The organism is Croceibacterium sp. TMG7-5b_MA50 (assembly GCF_039830145.1).
Taxonomy (GTDB): Bacteria; Pseudomonadota; Alphaproteobacteria; order Sphingomonadales; family Sphingomonadaceae; genus Croceibacterium.
Window position 1 is genome coordinate 2883959 of record NZ_CP156082.1, and the last position, 14483, is coordinate 2898441.

The window sequence follows — 14483 nt, forward strand, 5'->3', positions numbered from 1 at the left end:
CATAAAGAAAATTGCGAGAGAGGATTGCCAATGGCGAGAGCCACACCCCCATTCGACTGGGCGCTGCCCGACGATGCGGCCACCATCCAGGAGAGCGTCGCCCGCTTCGCTGACGAGGTGATCGCGCCGGTCGCCGAACGGACCGACCGGGAAGACCGCTTCCCCCGCGAATTGTGGCCTTCGATGGGCGAGATGGGCCTGCACGGCCTGACGGTGTCGGCCGATGATGGCGGGCTTGGCATGGGCTATCTGGAACATGTCATCGCGATTGAGGAGATCAGCCGCGCCTCCGCCTCCATCGGCCTCAGCTACGGCGTCCACTCCAATCTGGCGGTCAACCAGATCGCCCGTTGGGGCAATGCGGAGCAGAAGGCCCGCCTGCTGCCGCGCCTGATCAGCGGGGAACATGTCGGCGCCCTGGCGATGAGCGAGGTCGGTGCGGGCTCCGACGTCGTCTCCATGAAGCTGGCCGCCACGAAGGTGGATGGCGGCTGGAAGCTCAACGGCCACAAGTTCTGGATCACCAACGGCCCGGTCGCGGACGTGCTGGTCGTCTATGCCAAGACCGACGCCGATGCCGGGCCCCGCGGCATTACCACTTTCCTGATCGAGAAGGGCATGGCGGGCTTCGCCATCGGCCAGAAGATCGAGAAGCTGGGGATGCGTGGCAGCCCCACGGCGGAGCTGCTGTTCGACGATTGCGTGGTGCCTGATGCCAACGTGCTGGGCGGCGTCGGCGGCGGTGTTGCCGTGCTGATGAGCGGCCTTGATTACGAGCGCGCGCTGCTGGCGGGCGTGCAGCTCGGCATCATGCAAGCCTGCCTCGACGTTGTCATCCCCTATGTCCGCGAACGCAAGCAGTTCGGCAAGCCCGTGGGCAGCTTCCAGCTGATCCAGGCCAAGGTCGCCGACATGTATGTCGCGCTGCAATCGGCGCGCGCCTACACCTATGCGGTCGCCCGCGCCTGCGCCAACGACACCGTGACCCGCTTCGATGCGGCGGCGGCGATCCTGCTGGCGAGCGAGAACGCCTTCCGCGTCGCGGGGGAGGCGATCCAGGCGCTGGGTGGGGCGGGCTATACGCTCGATTTCCCGGTGGAACGCTACCTGCGCGATGCGAAGCTGCTCGACATCGGGGCCGGCACGAACGAGATCCGGCGTATGCTGATCGGCCGTGAACTGATCGCGCTGGACAAGGCATGACGGCGCCCGTCATCGCCACCCGGCTCGACCCTGACAGCCCGGAGGCGCTGGCCCGCGCCACGCACAACCGGGCGTTGGCGGCGGAGCTGCACGAGCGGGTCGGCCGCGCGGCGCTGGGCGGTGGCGAGGGCTCGCGCGCCCGCCATCAGGCCCGCGGCAAGCTGCTGCCGCGGGAGCGGGTGGAACGGCTGCTCGATCCCGGATCGCCGTTCCTGGAGGTCGCGCAACTGGCAGCGGGCGGCATGTACGGGGACGAGGTGCCGGGCGCGGGTATCGTCGCCGGCATCGGCCGCGTCTCCGGCCGGCTGGTGATGATCGCCGCCAACGATGCCACGGTGAAGGGCGGTACCTATTACCCGCTGACGGTGAAGAAGCACCTGCGCGCGCAGGAGATCGCGGAGGCGAACCGCCTGCCGTGCATCTACCTTGTGGACAGCGGCGGGGCCAACCTGCCGCATCAGGCGGAGGTGTTCCCCGACCGGGACGGCTTCGGCCGGGTGTTCTACAACCAGGCACGGATGAGCGCGGCGGGCATCCCGCAGATCGCCTGCGTCATGGGCAATTGCACGGCCGGCGGCGCCTATGTGCCCGCGATGTGCGACGAAAGCGTGATCGTCGCCAACCAGGGCACGGTGTTCCTCGCCGGCCCGCCGCTGGTTGAGGCGGCGACGGGCGAGAAGATCAGCGCGGAGGAGCTGGGCGGCGGCGACCTCCACGCCCGCAAGTCCGGCGTGGTCGATCACCTGGCGACCAGCGACGATCATGCGATCACCATCTTGCGCGACATCGTCAGCCACCTGCCCCAGCGCCCCGGCGCGGTGCTGGAACTCGCCGAACCACGCCCCCCGCTGCTCGACCCGGAGGACCTGTACGCCCTCATCCCGGAGGATGTGCGTGCGCCCTACGATGTGCGGGAGGTGATCGGGCGGCTGGTCGACGGGTCGGAGTTCCACGAGTTCAAGGCGCTGTACGGCACCACCCTGGTGTGCGGCTTTGCCCATATCTGGGGCGTGCCGGTGGCCATCCTCGCCAACAACGGCGTGCTGTTCAGCGAATCCGCCACCAAAGGCGCGCATTTCATCGAACTCGCCTGCCAGCGCGGTATTCCGCTGCTGTTCCTGCAGAACATCTCCGGCTTCATGGTCGGCGGCCGGTACGAGGCGGAGGGGATCGCCCGCCACGGGGCCAAGCTGGTGACGGCCGTGGCGACGGCGCAGGTGCCCAAGATCACGCTGGTCATCGGCGGCAGCTTCGGCGCGGGCAATTACGGCATGTGTGGGCGCGCCTATTCCCCGAGGTTCCTGTTCACCTGGCCCAATTCGCGGATCGGGGTCATGGGCGGCGAGCAGGCCGCCAGCGTGCTCGCCACCGTGCACCGCGATGCGGCCAGCTGGACGGCGGAGGAGGCGGAGGCGTTCAAGGCGCCGATCCGCGCGGAGTACGAGGAGCAGGGCAACCCCTGGTACGCCACCGCCCGCCTGTGGGACGACGGCGTGATCGACCCGGCGCAGAGCCGCGACGTGCTCGGTCTCGCGCTCGCCGCCTGCCTGGAGGCGCCGATTCCCGAAGCGGCACGGTTCGGCGTGTTCCGCATGTAACCGGCCGGCCGGGGCGTTCGCTTGCCATTCACCCACGCGGTCCTACATTGCGAATGACACCTTTCGAGGATTCTTGATGAGCACCAATCGCGAACCGGACGGCAACGGCTCCAATGGCCCGAACGGAGGCCCTGGCGGCAATCCGTGGGTCAAAAGCCTGCTGATCTGGGGCGGCATCTTCCTGGCGCTGCTGCTGGTCGTATCCATGTTCAACGGCACCGGCGGCAATACCGGTACGCAGCTGCGCTATTCCGACTTCCGCGAACAGGTGACCGAAGGCCAGGTGCGCGACGTGCAGATCGCGCCCGACCGGATCACCGGCACGTTGGATAATGGCTCCACCTTCTCCACCGTGCCCGTCCCCAACGACACGGAACTGACGCAGCTGCTGGACGCGAACGGCGTGTCCTATGCCGGCACCCCGCCGGAAGAGGGCAACCTCCTGCTCTACATCCTGGTGCAGACCCTGCCGTTCCTGCTGATCCTGGGCGTCGCGTTCTTCGCCCTGCGCCAGGTGCAGAAGGGCGGCGGTTCGGGCGCGATGGGCTTCGGCAAGAGCAAGGCCAAGCTGCTGACGGAAAAGCAGGGCCGCGTCACCTTCGACGACGTCGCCGGCATCGACGAGGCGCGCGAGGAACTGCAGGAGATCGTTGAATTCCTGAAGGACCCGCAGCGCTTCAGCAAGCTGGGCGGCCAGATCCCCAAGGGCGCGCTGCTGGTCGGCAGCCCCGGCACCGGCAAGACGCTGCTGGCCCGCGCCATCGCGGGCGAGGCGCGCGTGCCGTTCTTCACCATCTCTGGTTCCGACTTCGTGGAGATGTTCGTCGGCGTCGGCGCATCCCGCGTGCGCGACATGTTCGAACAAGCGAAGAAGAACGCGCCTTGCATCGTCTTCATCGACGAGATCGACGCGGTCGGCCGTCATCGCGGCCACGGCCTCGGCAATTCGAATGACGAGCGCGAGCAGACGCTGAACCAGCTCCTCGTGGAGATGGACGGGTTCGAGGCGAACGAGGGCATCATCATCATCGCCGCGACCAACCGGCCCGACGTGCTGGACCCGGCGCTGCTGCGGCCCGGCCGGTTCGACCGGCAGGTGGTCGTTCCCGTGCCCGACATCGACGGGCGGGAGAAGATCCTGTCCGTGCACATGAAGAAGGTGCCGCTGGCGCCCGACGTGAATTCGCGCACCATCGCCCGCGGTACGCCCGGCTTCTCCGGCGCGGACCTTGCCAACCTCGTCAACGAGGCCGCGCTGCTCGCCGCCCGGCGCAGCAAGCGGCTGGTTGCGATGGCCGAGTTCGAGGAGGCCAAGGACAAGGTCATGATGGGCGCGGAACGCCGCTCCATGGTGATGACCGACGACGAGAAGAAGATGACCGCCTATCATGAGGCGGGCCATGCCATCGTCGCCGTGCATGAGCCTGCGTCTGACCCGATCCACAAGGCCACCATCATCCCGCGCGGCCGCGCCCTGGGCATGGTGATGCGCCTGCCGGAACGGGACAATTATTCGTACCATCGTGATAAGATGCACGCGAACCTGGCGGTCAGCATGGGCGGCCGCGTGGCGGAGGAGCTGATCTTCGGCCACGACAAGGTGTCGAGCGGCGCGTCAAGCGATATCCAGTACGCCACCAGCCTCGCCCGCAACATGGTCACCAAGTGGGGCATGAGCGACAAGCTGGGCCCGCTCCAGTACGAGGATCAGCAGGAAGGCTATCTCGGCATGGGCGGTTCAAACCGGACCATGGCGGGCGCAGAGACCAACAAGCTGATCGACGAGGAGATCCGCAACCTGGTGGAAGGCGGCCATAGCCGCGCCCGCCAATTGCTGACCGATCACGAGGACCAGCTGCAATTGCTGGCGCAGGCGCTGCTTGAATACGAGACGCTGACCGGCGACGAAATCAAGGCGCTGCTGGAAAACGGCCGGATCGACCGCCCTGACCAGCCGACCGGCACCACCAATGTTCAGCCCGTGCGCGGCTCCGCGATCCCCAAGGCTGGCCGTCGGTTCAGCGGCGGCGACGCGGCACCCCAGGGTATCTAACGGACAGAGCGTATCTGATAACCAGACTGGCACGATGTTTCCCCAGGGAAACATCGTGCTGGTTCATTTCAGTTGAGCCATTCGGCCAGCGCCGCCAGGCAGTCCCGCGCCAGCAGCTTCGACCGCTCCGCGCTCCACCCCTGTGCCGGATCGGGCAATTCGGCATTGTCCTTGAACGGCATCTCCAGCGTCATCGCGCAGGCGCCGAAGCGTTCGGCCAGCTGGTTGGTGCTCATGCTGAGATTGGCCTTGCCCGCCGGCGTCTTGGGGTAGCCGACCTTTGTCTGGAAGTCGGGGCTGCGCCGGTCCAGGATCGCGCAATAGCGATCGTATTCGGCGCCCAGCTTCTCCGTCCATGACGGCACGCCATCATATCCGGCCATGAAGTTGGCGGCGATCGCCTCGTCCCCATGCACGTCCATGGCGAAGCGCACGCCGCTCGCATCCATTGCGTTCCGCACCGCCAGCACCTCGGGCGATCGTTCCGCGCTCGGCTCATGCCACTCGCGGTTGAGGTTCACCCCCACCGCATTGGTGCGCAGGTGCCCGCGATATGACCCGTCGGGATTGCAGTTGGGCACCACATGGATGCGGCACCGCTGCCGCAGCACGCGGGCGACCGGGTCGGCGGGGTCGCACAGGGCTTCCAGCGCGCCTTCCATCCACCATTCCGCCATGCTCTCGCCCGGATGCTGGCGGGCGAACAGCCAGACCGGGATGTCGCCATCCCCTATCACCAGGCAATCGATCGCGCGACCATCCAGCGAATGGCCGAGGCAGCGGTAGGACACGCCCTCGCTCGCCGCGGCTTCCGCGATCAGGTCGTGGTGCCGTTCCATGGAATAGGGCGCGAAATAGGCGAACCAGGCGAGGTCCCCCGCCGGAGTGTGGCGGATCGTCAGCGTGCCGTTGTCCTCGCCCGCGTTCCAGGAGGAATCGGCCCGGCCCCAATATTGCCGATCCTCTGACACCGCCGCCCGGTAATCGGGCCACCCGCCCGGATAGGCGGAGGCGTTGAGGCCGGTGATGCGCAGCACCACCTCCCGCCTGGCGGCACCGGCCACGCGGAAGTGGAACCACTGGAAGAAGTCGGACTGGTGGTCGCGCCGGATCGTCAGGGTGGCGCTGTTGCCGTCGATCGCGACGACTTCGATATTGCCGCTGTCGAACGCGGCGTCGATCTGGATAGAGGTCATCGGACCTCGGTAGTCGCTCCTGACTCGCCGGGGAAGCCCGCGAACAGCGCCTGCGCCAGCCGGCCGGCCGCCGCCTGTTCACCGGCATAGTCGCTGTTGGCGCTGGCGGTGAAGTTCGCGCGGCCTTCCCACAGCGGGGTGGCGCCGGTTGCCGGACGGATTTGCACACGCAGCTGGCGGTACAGCTCGTCCACATTGGAGCGGCCACCGCCGCCAAGATTGATGCCGACGCCCAGGCCCACGCCGCCGCCGCCCCATCCGCCGGTGGAGCCGCCGACACCCACGCTCACCGGGCTGCGCGCGCCGCCGCCACCCAGCGCCGGGTTCACGCCGCGCTCCAGTGCGATCTCCGCCACCTGCCCACCCGGGGTGCCCGCGCGCACCACGTTGTAGCCGAGCCGCGACAATTCGGCCGCGACCGCCTGCTGGTACAGGCTGAACTCCAGCGAATCGGCACCCGTGTCGCCAGGCGCGGCGACCACGGCAATGCTGCCCCGCCCCAATTGCGCCGGAGCATTGCCGGTGAAGCGCGTGACCTCCACCGGACTGACATAGGCAGGGGTGGTGCAGCCGGTCGCCAGCAGGGCGGCGGCGGCGGCGAAGGCGGCGGGCAGGGTGCGCAAGGTCATGCCTGGTACAACACGCCATCTGCGGCACGGTTGCAATTGGCATGCGAATTGATGCAGTGCAGCATCGGCGGTCGGCAACGGCCCGCAACATTGGGGAACAGGCAGATGAGCGATCCGATCCCGGTGCTGGTGACTGGTGGGGCTGGCTATATCGGCAGCCATGCCGTGCTGGCGCTGCGCGACCGGGGCTGGCCCGTCGCGGTTATCGACAATCTGTCGACCGGGTTCCGCTTCGCCGTGCCCGAAGGCGTCGCCTTTTACGAAGGGGACATCGCCGATGCCGACCTGCTCGCCCGCATCTTCGCGGAGCAGGGCACGCGTGCGATCATGCACTTCGCCGGTTCGATCATCGTGCCGGAATCGGTCAGCGACCCGCTGAAGTATTACGGCAACAACACGGTGAAGAGCCGCGCATTGATGCAGGCGGCGGTGGAGGCGGGCGTGCCGCACTTCATCTTCTCCTCCACCGCGGCGACCTACGGCATCCCGGAGAGCAGCCCGATCGCGGAGGACAGCCCCAAGCGGCCGATCAATCCCTATGGCTGGTCCAAGCTGATGACGGAGCAGATGCTGGCCGACACCGCCGCCGCGCATCCGCTGAACTATTGCGTGCTGCGCTACTTCAACGTGGCGGGCGCCGATCCGCAGGGGCGCAGCGGGCAGTCCACCGCCGGCGCCACCCACCTCATCAAGGTTGCGGTGGAGGCGGCGCTGGGGAAACGCAGCCATGTGGGCGTGTTCGGCACCGACTATGCCACGCCCGACGGGACCGGCGTGCGCGACTACATCCATGTCAGCGACCTTGCCGCCGCGCATGTGCTGGCGCTGGATGCCCTGGTGGCAGAGCCTGATCGGTCGCTGACGATGAATTGCGGCTATGGCCGGGGCTTCTCCGTGCTGGAGGTGCTGGATGCGGTGGACCGCGTGACCAACATGCAGATCGAGCGGGTGCTCAGCCCCCGGCGTGCGGGCGACCCCGATGCGCTGGTGTCCGATCCCGCCCGGATCAAGGCGACGATTCCGTGGCAGCCTCGCCATGACCGGCTGGAGGAGATTGTGGAACACGCGCTGGCATGGGAACGGCGCTTGGCGGAGCTGCGGCCGCAAGCTTGACTCGGGCTAGCCGCTGACATAGTTGCGGCCCGTTATTGACGGGCACCGGGCGTGGTTTCCGGTGCCTTTTGTTTTGCTGGAAGATATCATGAAGATCCGTAACAGCCTGAAGTCGCTCAAGGACCGCCACCGGGACAATCGCGTGATCCGCCGCCGTGGCCGGACCTACGTGATCAACAAGACCAACCGCCGCTTCAAGGCGCGCCAGGGCTGATTCGCACGATGGCCGCCGGTGGGAAGCCACAAGCGGTCGTCTTCGACATCGGCCGGGTCCTGATCGAATGGGACCTGGCACACCTGTTCGCTCCGCTGATCGACGATCCGGCGGAGCTTGAGTGGTTCCTGGCCAATGTGGTCACGGAAGACTGGCATGTGCAGCATGATGCCGGCGTCACGCTCGCGGAAATGGTGCCGGCGCGGCAGGCGGAATACCCCGACCATGCCGCGCTGATCGACGCCTATCGGCATCGCTTTCTCGATTCGATTCCTGGCGACGTGCCCGGCACCTTTGCCCTGGTGCAGCAGCTGCACGACAACGGCGTCCCCCTGTTCGCACTGACCAATTTCGGCGCCGAGTTCTTCGCCCAGTACCGCGCCACGCAGCCGCTGATGGCGCTGTTCCGCGACATCGTGGTCAGCGGTGACGAACGCTGCGTGAAGCCTGATCCTGCGATCTACGTTATCGCCGAACGCCGCTTCGGCCTGCCGGCGGACGCTCTGCTGTTCACCGACGACAAGCCCGAAAATATCGCCGCCGCCGATGCGCGCGGCTGGCACACGCACCTGTTCACCGGCGCCGACGGGCTGGAGCGGCGGCTGGTGGCGGAGGGGCTGCTGGACTGAGCGGCAGGCGCGCGCCGCCATCGCTGCTCAGGCCACGTCGCCCCGTCATCCATCCGTCAGGCTACTCAGCGGCGCTGCCAAATCCAGGTCGAAGCCGCCTTCATCATAGCGGCGCATGACCGTGCCCCCGGTCAGGCCCATGTCGCAGACCGTCCATCGGCGTCAGGCTGTTCTTCCACCGACGTCCCGGTTCCCCATTGGCCAGCGCCAAGGCGGATGGCCACGGCGTGCCATTGCCGCTTGCAGCGGGGCGGCGTGCGGGGCAGGGCGGTGGCCGTGCCCCATGCCGCTTCCACCGCCCGCCCGATGATCGCCGCGGCGCGGCTTCCCCTGTTCATCCTGGCCATCTTCACCGGAAGCCTGCTGCTGTTCCTGGTGCAGCCGATGGTCGCGCGCATGGCGTTGCCGCTGCTGGGCGGGGCGCCGGCGGTGTGGAACAGCGCGCTGGTCGTGTTCCAGCTGCTGCTGCTGGCTGGCTACGGCTATGCCCATCTGCTGGCACGCTGGCCCGTCCGGCGGCAGGCGGTGGTCCACCTCGCGCTGCTGGCGGTGGCAGGGCTGACGGTGCCGCTGCGACTGGCCGACCTGCCGCCGCCCGCGCCCGGGTGGGAGGTGCTGTGGGTTCCCGCGCTGTTCGCCGCCACCGTGGGGCCGGTGTTCCTGCTGCTGTCGGCCGGGTCCAGCCTGCTGCAGCGCTGGTATGCGGCAGGCGGGGCCGATCCGTATCGCCTGTATGCCATCTCCAACCTGGGCAGCTTTGCCGGGCTGATCGCCTATCCCTTCTGGCTGGAACGGGACTTCTCCGTCACCGGGCAGACCGCGATCTGGGCGGTGGGCTATGGCGTGCTGGTGCTGCTGGTGGCGATGGCCGCGGCGACACGCTGGCGGGTGGGGGCAGGACCGGTTGCGGCGGTGGACGTCGCCGCCGCGCCGATCGGGTGGCGGCGGATCGCGCTGTGGCTGGCACTGTCGGCCGTGCCGTCGGGCCTGCTGCTGTCCACCACCACGCTGCTGACCACCGACCTGATGGCCATGCCGCTGCTGTGGGTCATCCCGCTCGCGGCCTATCTGCTGTCTTTCACCGTCGCCTTCGGCGCGGGCGACAGCATCTGGCTGGCGATCCTGAACCGCTATGCCCCGGTGCTGCTGCTGATGATCGGCGGCCTCGCCATGATCAGCGGAGGGCAGGCGAACCCGGCCGTGGCGCTGGCGGCGGTCGCGCTGCTGTTCGTGCTGGCAGTGGCGCTGCACGGCCGGCTGTACGCGCTCAGGCCGGAGCCGGCCCGGCTGACGCTGTTCTACCTGGTGATGGCGACCGGCGGCGCGCTGGGCGGCATCTTCGCGGCATTGCTGGCGCCGGTCCTGTTCGACTGGGTGTACGAACACGCGCTGCTGCTGATCGCGGCGGCGCTGCTGATCCCACAGGCGGCGCTGGTGCGGCAGGTGGGCGATTACTGGCGCGGCGGACGCTGGCGGCATGTCGCGGCGGCGGTGCTGGTGGCGGCCGCCGCTCTGCTGGCGTGGCGGCTGGCCGATGCGGTGGAGGCGCGCAGCGGCGCGGATATCTTCCTGCATGTCGCGCTGCTGGTCGTGCTCGGCATCATCGTCACCGGCCACCGCATCGCATTCACCGCCATCTTCGCGCTGCTGCTGCTGGGCCATGGGGGCGTCTCCACGCTGGCGCTGTCCGCCAGCGGCGCGCGCACGCGCAGCTATTTCGGCGTCTACAGCATCACGGAGGCGGCGGATGGCCGGCTGCGGCGGCTGAACCACGGTACGACCATGCATGGGGAGCAATGGCAGGTGCCGGCGCGGCGGCTGGCTCCGACCGGTTATTACGGCGGCGACAGCGGCGTCGGTCTGGCGCTGGCGGCCGCCGCGCCCGATGCGCGGGTCGGCGTGGTCGGCCTCGGCGTCGGCACCCTCGCCTGCTACAAGCGGGCGGGGCAGGCCTGGACCTTCTTCGAGATCGATCCGGCGGTGCTGGCGCTCTCGCGGCAGGGGACCTTCACCTTCCTGCGCGATTGCGCGCCCGATGCCCGGGTCGTGATCGGGGATGCGCGGATCAGCCTCGCCCACGCGCCTGCGGGCGGGCAGGATTTGCTGGCGGTGGATGCTTTCTCCTCCGACGCGATCCCCGTCCATCTGCTGACGCGGGAGGCGTTCGCCATCTATGGCCGGGCACTGGCGAGCAATGGCGTGATGCTGGTGCACATCTCCAACCGCTATCTCGACCTTGCGCCCATGGTGGCGGCCCAGGCGCGGGAGGGCGGCTGGCGCGGCCTGCTGCGCGACGATCCGGGTACCGGCATCGGTCTCAGCCCGTCGATCTGGATCGCCCTGTCGCGTGATCCCGCCGCCTTGCAGCGCCTCTCGGCCAGCGGGCTTGGCATGTGGAAGCCGCTCCCCGCCCCAGCCGCGGAGGTGTGGACGGACGACCGCTCATCGCTGCTGGAACTGCTGCGCTTCTGACCGGGCACCGGGCCTCGAATCGGCAGGGGTGCGTCGTCTAGGTGGCAAGCGGACACTGCTTTTAGCCGAGGCGGCTTAATCCTCCCCATCGCAGATGGGGAGGGGGACCACCCGCAGGGTGGTGGAGGGGTATGGCACGGCGCACGACAGTCCTGAACGCCCGACGCTTACGCCGAACGATGACCAAGCCGGAGCTGATGCTCTGGGGCGTGCTGCGCACCCGCCCGGCGGGCCTCAAGTTCAGGCGACAGCATCCGGTCGGGCCCTTCGTGCTCGACTTCTACTGCCCGGCCTGCCGCATTGCTGTGGAGGTGGACGGCATCGTCCACGACATGGGCGACAATCCGGCGCGCGACATCGACCGGGATAGCTGGTTGCGACAGCAGGGGATTGAGGTCATCCGCATTGCCGCAGCAGACATCCTGAACGACCTGGACCGCGTGGCCGGCGCCATCGTCAGATGCTGCGCCACACCCCTCCACCAGCCTGCGGCTGGTCCCCCTCCCCATGCTGCGCACGGGGAGGACTGAAGGTCCGCTAAGGGGCGAAAGCCGCCATTCCGCGAATGAGCTGCCCGGCAAGCGCTGTCCTACACGGGGCATAGCTGTCATGGCACGCCCATGCCTCGCCAACTCCACTCATGCGCCATTCCCGCCAGCCGGGCGGCGCATCATTGCGGCCGTTAAGCAGCCCGGGGGAGGTGTAAACTTAGTGTCAACTTCCGGCGCAAACCCCTGTCAGGACAGCGTTTCGCGCCGGCGGTAGCTCAGCGCCTCGGCCACATGCACCCGGCCCATCTGCTCCGCGCCAGCAAGGTCCGCCACGGTGCGCGCGACGCGCAGCATGCGGGTGTAGGCGCGGGCGGACAGGCGCAGCGTCTCCGCCGCCTGCAGCAGCAGCGCGCGGCCGGCGGCGTCGGGCGTGGCGTGCTCCTCCAGCGCAGGCCCCTCCAGCTCTGCGTTGGCGCGTACGCCGCGCGCCAGCTGCACGCGGCGTGCATCGGCCACGCGGGCGGCGACATGGGCGCTCGGCTCCGCCGCGGCCGGGGTGGCGAGGTCGATGGCGCGGACCGGCTGCACCTCCACGGTCAGGTCGATCCGGTCCAGCATCGGGCCGCTGACCCGCGCCTGGTAATCGGCGGCGCAGCGCGGGCCCCTGCGGCATCCCTCGGCACTGCCGCAGCGGCAGGGGTTCATCGCCGCGATCAGCTGGAACCGGGCCGGGTAGCTGACATGCGCATTGGCGCGGGCGACATCGACGCGGCCCGTCTCAAGCGGCTGGCGTAGGCTGTCGAGCACCGGGCGCTGGAACTCGGGCAACTCGTCCAGGAACAGCACGCCGCGATGGGCCATGCTGATCTCCCCCGGCCGCACGCGCAGGCCGCCACCGGTCAGCGCGGCCATGCTGGCGCTGTGATGCGGCGCGCGGAACGGGCGGTCGCGGCTGATCCGCCCGCCCTCCAGCGCCCCGGCGACGGAGGCGATCATGGACACTTCCAGTGCCTCGGCAGAGGACAAAGGCGGCAGGATGCCGGGCAGACAACTGGCAAGTAGGCTCTTGCCCGAACCGGGTGGCCCGACCATCAGCAGGTTGTGGTTGCCGGCCGCCGCGATCTCCAGCGCGCGACGGGCGGTTTCCTGCCCCTTCACCTGGGACAGGTCCGGCCCCGGCCGCCGCTCCGCCACCTCGCCCGGCGGCGGGGCGGGCAGGGCGGCGGTGCCCTTCAGATGGTTCAGCAGGCTGACCAGATCGGGCGCCGCGGTGACCGGTACGCCGCTCGCCCAGCCGGCCTCCGCCCCCTGCGCCGCCGGGCAGATCAGGCCGCGTTCGCCGCTACGGGCATGCAGCGCGGCGAGCAGCACGCCGGGGCTGGCGACGATGCGCCCGTCCAGCGCCAGCTCCCCCACCGCGACGTATTCGCCCAATTGCTCCGCATCCGTGACGCCCATCGCCGCCAGCAGAGCAAGCGCGATCGGCAGGTCGTAATGGCTGCCTTCCTTGGGCAGGTCGGCGGGCGAGAGGTTCACGGTGATCCGCTTGGGCGGCAGCGCCAGGCCCATGGCGCTGAGCGCCGCCTGCACCCGTTCGCGGCTCTCGCCCACGGCCTTGTCCGGCAGGCCGACCACGGCGAAGCGCGGCAGGCCGGGCGCAAGCTGGCACTGCACCTCCACGGCGCGCGCCTCCAGCCCCAGATAGGCCACCGTGGATACCAGTGCGACCACATTGTCCCCCTTTGTTCCGCCTGCTTGTAACGGCGGGGACGGCGCTGTCTAGGCCACCACCGGCTCCAGCATCGTCATCGTGCCGGCGGCGGCATCGATGCGGCATCGGGCGCCGACGGGCAGTGGGACCTGCCGGCCGCCGCCATGGCCGAACAGCGGCGCATGGAAGGCGGGCACGCCCAGTGGGCCAAGGTGCTGGTCCAGCACCTCCACCAGGGTGAAATTGCCGTATCCGCCGGCATCGGTGCAACTGGTGCAGCGGCCGAACACCACACCCGCCACCCGCGGCAGGATGCCTGCCTGCCCTAATTGCGTCAGCATCCGGTCGATCCGGTACTGCGCCTCGTTCGTCTCCTCCAGGAACAGGATCGCGCCGGTGAAATCGGGCAGCCAGGGCGTGCCGGCAAGCGCGGACAGCACGGTGAGGTTGCCGCCGATCAGCCGCCCTTCCGCGGTGCCGGACGTTATCGTGACGGTTCGCGCGGCCCCGTCCACCAGCCGGTCCGTCGCCGGCGGGGGCGGGCCATAGGTCGGGGTGGCGGCGTCGAACAGCATGTCGCGCAGCGGTTCCCAATTGCCCAGTGGCCATTGCGAGGCGGCGTTGGGGCCGTGGATCGTGGCGAAGCCGACCTCCCGCGCCTGCAAGGCGAGGTGCAGCGCGGTGACGTCGCTGAAGCCGACCAGCGGTTTGGGATCGCGGCGCATCGCGGCATAATCCAGCAGCGGCAGGATCCGCGCGCAGCCCCAGCCGCCCCGCACGCTCAGCACCGCGCGCACGGCGCGGTCGGCGAACATGGCATTGACCCCGGCGGCGCGTTCGGCGTCAGTTCCTGCCAGGTAGCCGTGGCGGTGCAGGATGTTGTCAGCCATGCGCGGCATCAGCCCCATGGCGCGCACCGCCTCCACCGCGACCTCCAGCTCGGTACGGTCGGCCAGGAAGCCGGCCGGGGCGACCAGCCCGACGGTGTCGCCGGCCTTCAGCCGCGGCGGGCGGACCAGCGCCGGTGCCGCCCCTTGCGCCCGCAAAGTCGCGCCGCCCGCCAGCGTCGCCGCTCCCAGGGCGCCCAGCATCATCCGTCGAGAGAAATCCATCGGGCCCCTGTTGTCCTGCCGCATTGTGCGCGACACAAGACCAGCGGGCGGCGACGGGTGCA

At 69.1% G+C, this 14483-nt stretch carries 12 protein-coding genes; 8 read left to right on the forward strand and 4 right to left on the reverse strand.

Annotated features, from left to right (window positions below):
• Positions 1–30 precede the first annotated feature (30 nt).
• The 3 genes from V5740_RS13270 (at position 31) to ftsH (ending at position 4854) form a co-directional block, all read left to right on the forward strand.
• On the forward strand, positions 31–1203 hold the full coding sequence (locus V5740_RS13270) for an acyl-CoA dehydrogenase family protein (RefSeq protein WP_347302946.1): 1173 nt from the start codon (positions 31–33) through the stop codon (positions 1201–1203).
• Positions 1200–2801, forward strand: a complete 1602-nt coding sequence (locus V5740_RS13275) for a carboxyl transferase domain-containing protein (protein WP_347302947.1) — start codon at positions 1200–1202, stop codon at positions 2799–2801. Before V5740_RS13270 ends, V5740_RS13275 begins: the two co-directional genes overlap by 4 nt.
• A gap of 76 nt (positions 2802–2877) precedes the next feature.
• Complete coding sequence (gene ftsH, locus V5740_RS13280; RefSeq protein WP_347302948.1) at positions 2878–4854, forward strand: ATP-dependent zinc metalloprotease FtsH; 1977 nt, start codon at positions 2878–2880, stop codon at positions 4852–4854.
• Between the two features lie 68 nt (positions 4855–4922).
• On the opposite strand, the gene V5740_RS13285 is transcribed toward ftsH, so the two are convergent.
• On the reverse strand, positions 4923–6050 hold the full coding sequence (locus V5740_RS13285; protein WP_347302949.1) for a M14-type cytosolic carboxypeptidase: 1128 nt from the start codon (positions 6048–6050) through the stop codon (positions 4923–4925).
• On the reverse strand, positions 6047–6679 hold the full coding sequence (locus V5740_RS13290) for a DUF4136 domain-containing protein (protein WP_347302950.1): 633 nt from the start codon (positions 6677–6679) through the stop codon (positions 6047–6049). The genes V5740_RS13285 and V5740_RS13290 overlap by 4 nt, the downstream gene beginning before the upstream one ends.
• Before the next feature lie 105 nt (positions 6680–6784).
• Here V5740_RS13290 and galE point away from each other — a divergent pair, with 105 nt between their 5' ends.
• The 5 genes from galE to V5740_RS13315 all read left to right on the forward strand — a co-directional run bounded on the left by galE (position 6785) and on the right by V5740_RS13315 (position 11637).
• Entirely contained in the window at positions 6785–7792 is a 1008-nt protein-coding gene (gene galE, locus V5740_RS13295; protein ID WP_347302951.1) for a UDP-glucose 4-epimerase GalE, read from the forward strand.
• An 88-nt stretch (positions 7793–7880) separates the two neighbouring features.
• On the forward strand, positions 7881–8006 hold the full coding sequence (gene ykgO, locus V5740_RS13300; protein ID WP_003046794.1) for a type B 50S ribosomal protein L36: 126 nt from the start codon (positions 7881–7883) through the stop codon (positions 8004–8006).
• Between the two features lie 8 nt (positions 8007–8014).
• Complete coding sequence (locus tag V5740_RS13305) at positions 8015–8635, forward strand: HAD family phosphatase (RefSeq protein WP_347302952.1); 621 nt, start codon at positions 8015–8017, stop codon at positions 8633–8635.
• Between the two features lie 276 nt (positions 8636–8911).
• Positions 8912–11107 (forward strand): hypothetical protein, encoded by a 2196-nt coding sequence (locus tag V5740_RS13310; RefSeq protein ID WP_347302953.1) that lies wholly within the window; start codon positions 8912–8914, stop codon positions 11105–11107.
• Between the two features lie 179 nt (positions 11108–11286).
• Entirely contained in the window at positions 11287–11637 is a 351-nt protein-coding gene (locus V5740_RS13315) for an endonuclease domain-containing protein (RefSeq protein WP_347302954.1), read from the forward strand.
• Positions 11638–11844: 207 nt separating this feature from the next.
• Here the strand turns inward: V5740_RS13315 and V5740_RS13320 are convergent, their stop codons facing one another.
• Together V5740_RS13320 and V5740_RS13325 are read right to left on the reverse strand one after the other, a co-directional pair.
• Positions 11845–13329: a YifB family Mg chelatase-like AAA ATPase gene (locus V5740_RS13320; RefSeq protein ID WP_347302955.1), complete on the reverse strand. Its 1485-nt coding sequence runs from the start codon at positions 13327–13329 to the stop codon at positions 11845–11847.
• Positions 13330–13377: 48 nt separating this feature from the next.
• A complete protein-coding gene (locus V5740_RS13325; RefSeq protein WP_347302956.1) occupies positions 13378–14421 on the reverse strand; it encodes an LD-carboxypeptidase in 1044 nt (347 codons plus the stop codon).
• Between the last annotated feature and the right edge of the window lie 62 nt (positions 14422–14483).

Excerpts from the sequence above, each read along its gene's own strand:
- V5740_RS13325 (WP_347302956.1), bottom strand. The coding sequence starts at position 14,421 with ATGGATTTCTCTCGACGGATGATGCTGGGCGCCCTGGGAGCGGCGACG.
- ykgO (WP_003046794.1), top strand. The coding sequence starts at position 7,881 with ATGAAGATCCGTAACAGCCTGAAGTCGCTCAAGGACCGCCACCGGGAC.
- V5740_RS13275 (WP_347302947.1), top strand. The coding sequence starts at position 1,200 with ATGACGGCGCCCGTCATCGCCACCCGGCTCGACCCTGACAGCCCGGAG.
- V5740_RS13285 (WP_347302949.1), bottom strand. The coding sequence starts at position 6,050 with ATGACCTCTATCCAGATCGACGCCGCGTTCGACAGCGGCAATATCGAA.
- V5740_RS13315 (WP_347302954.1), top strand. The coding sequence starts at position 11,287 with ATGACCAAGCCGGAGCTGATGCTCTGGGGCGTGCTGCGCACCCGCCCG.
- V5740_RS13305 (WP_347302952.1), top strand. The coding sequence starts at position 8,015 with ATGGCCGCCGGTGGGAAGCCACAAGCGGTCGTCTTCGACATCGGCCGG.
- V5740_RS13270 (WP_347302946.1), top strand. The coding sequence starts at position 31 with ATGGCGAGAGCCACACCCCCATTCGACTGGGCGCTGCCCGACGATGCG.
- galE (WP_347302951.1), top strand. The coding sequence starts at position 6,785 with ATGAGCGATCCGATCCCGGTGCTGGTGACTGGTGGGGCTGGCTATATC.
- ftsH (WP_347302948.1), top strand. The coding sequence starts at position 2,878 with ATGAGCACCAATCGCGAACCGGACGGCAACGGCTCCAATGGCCCGAAC.
- V5740_RS13290 (WP_347302950.1), bottom strand. The coding sequence starts at position 6,679 with ATGACCTTGCGCACCCTGCCCGCCGCCTTCGCCGCCGCCGCCGCCCTG.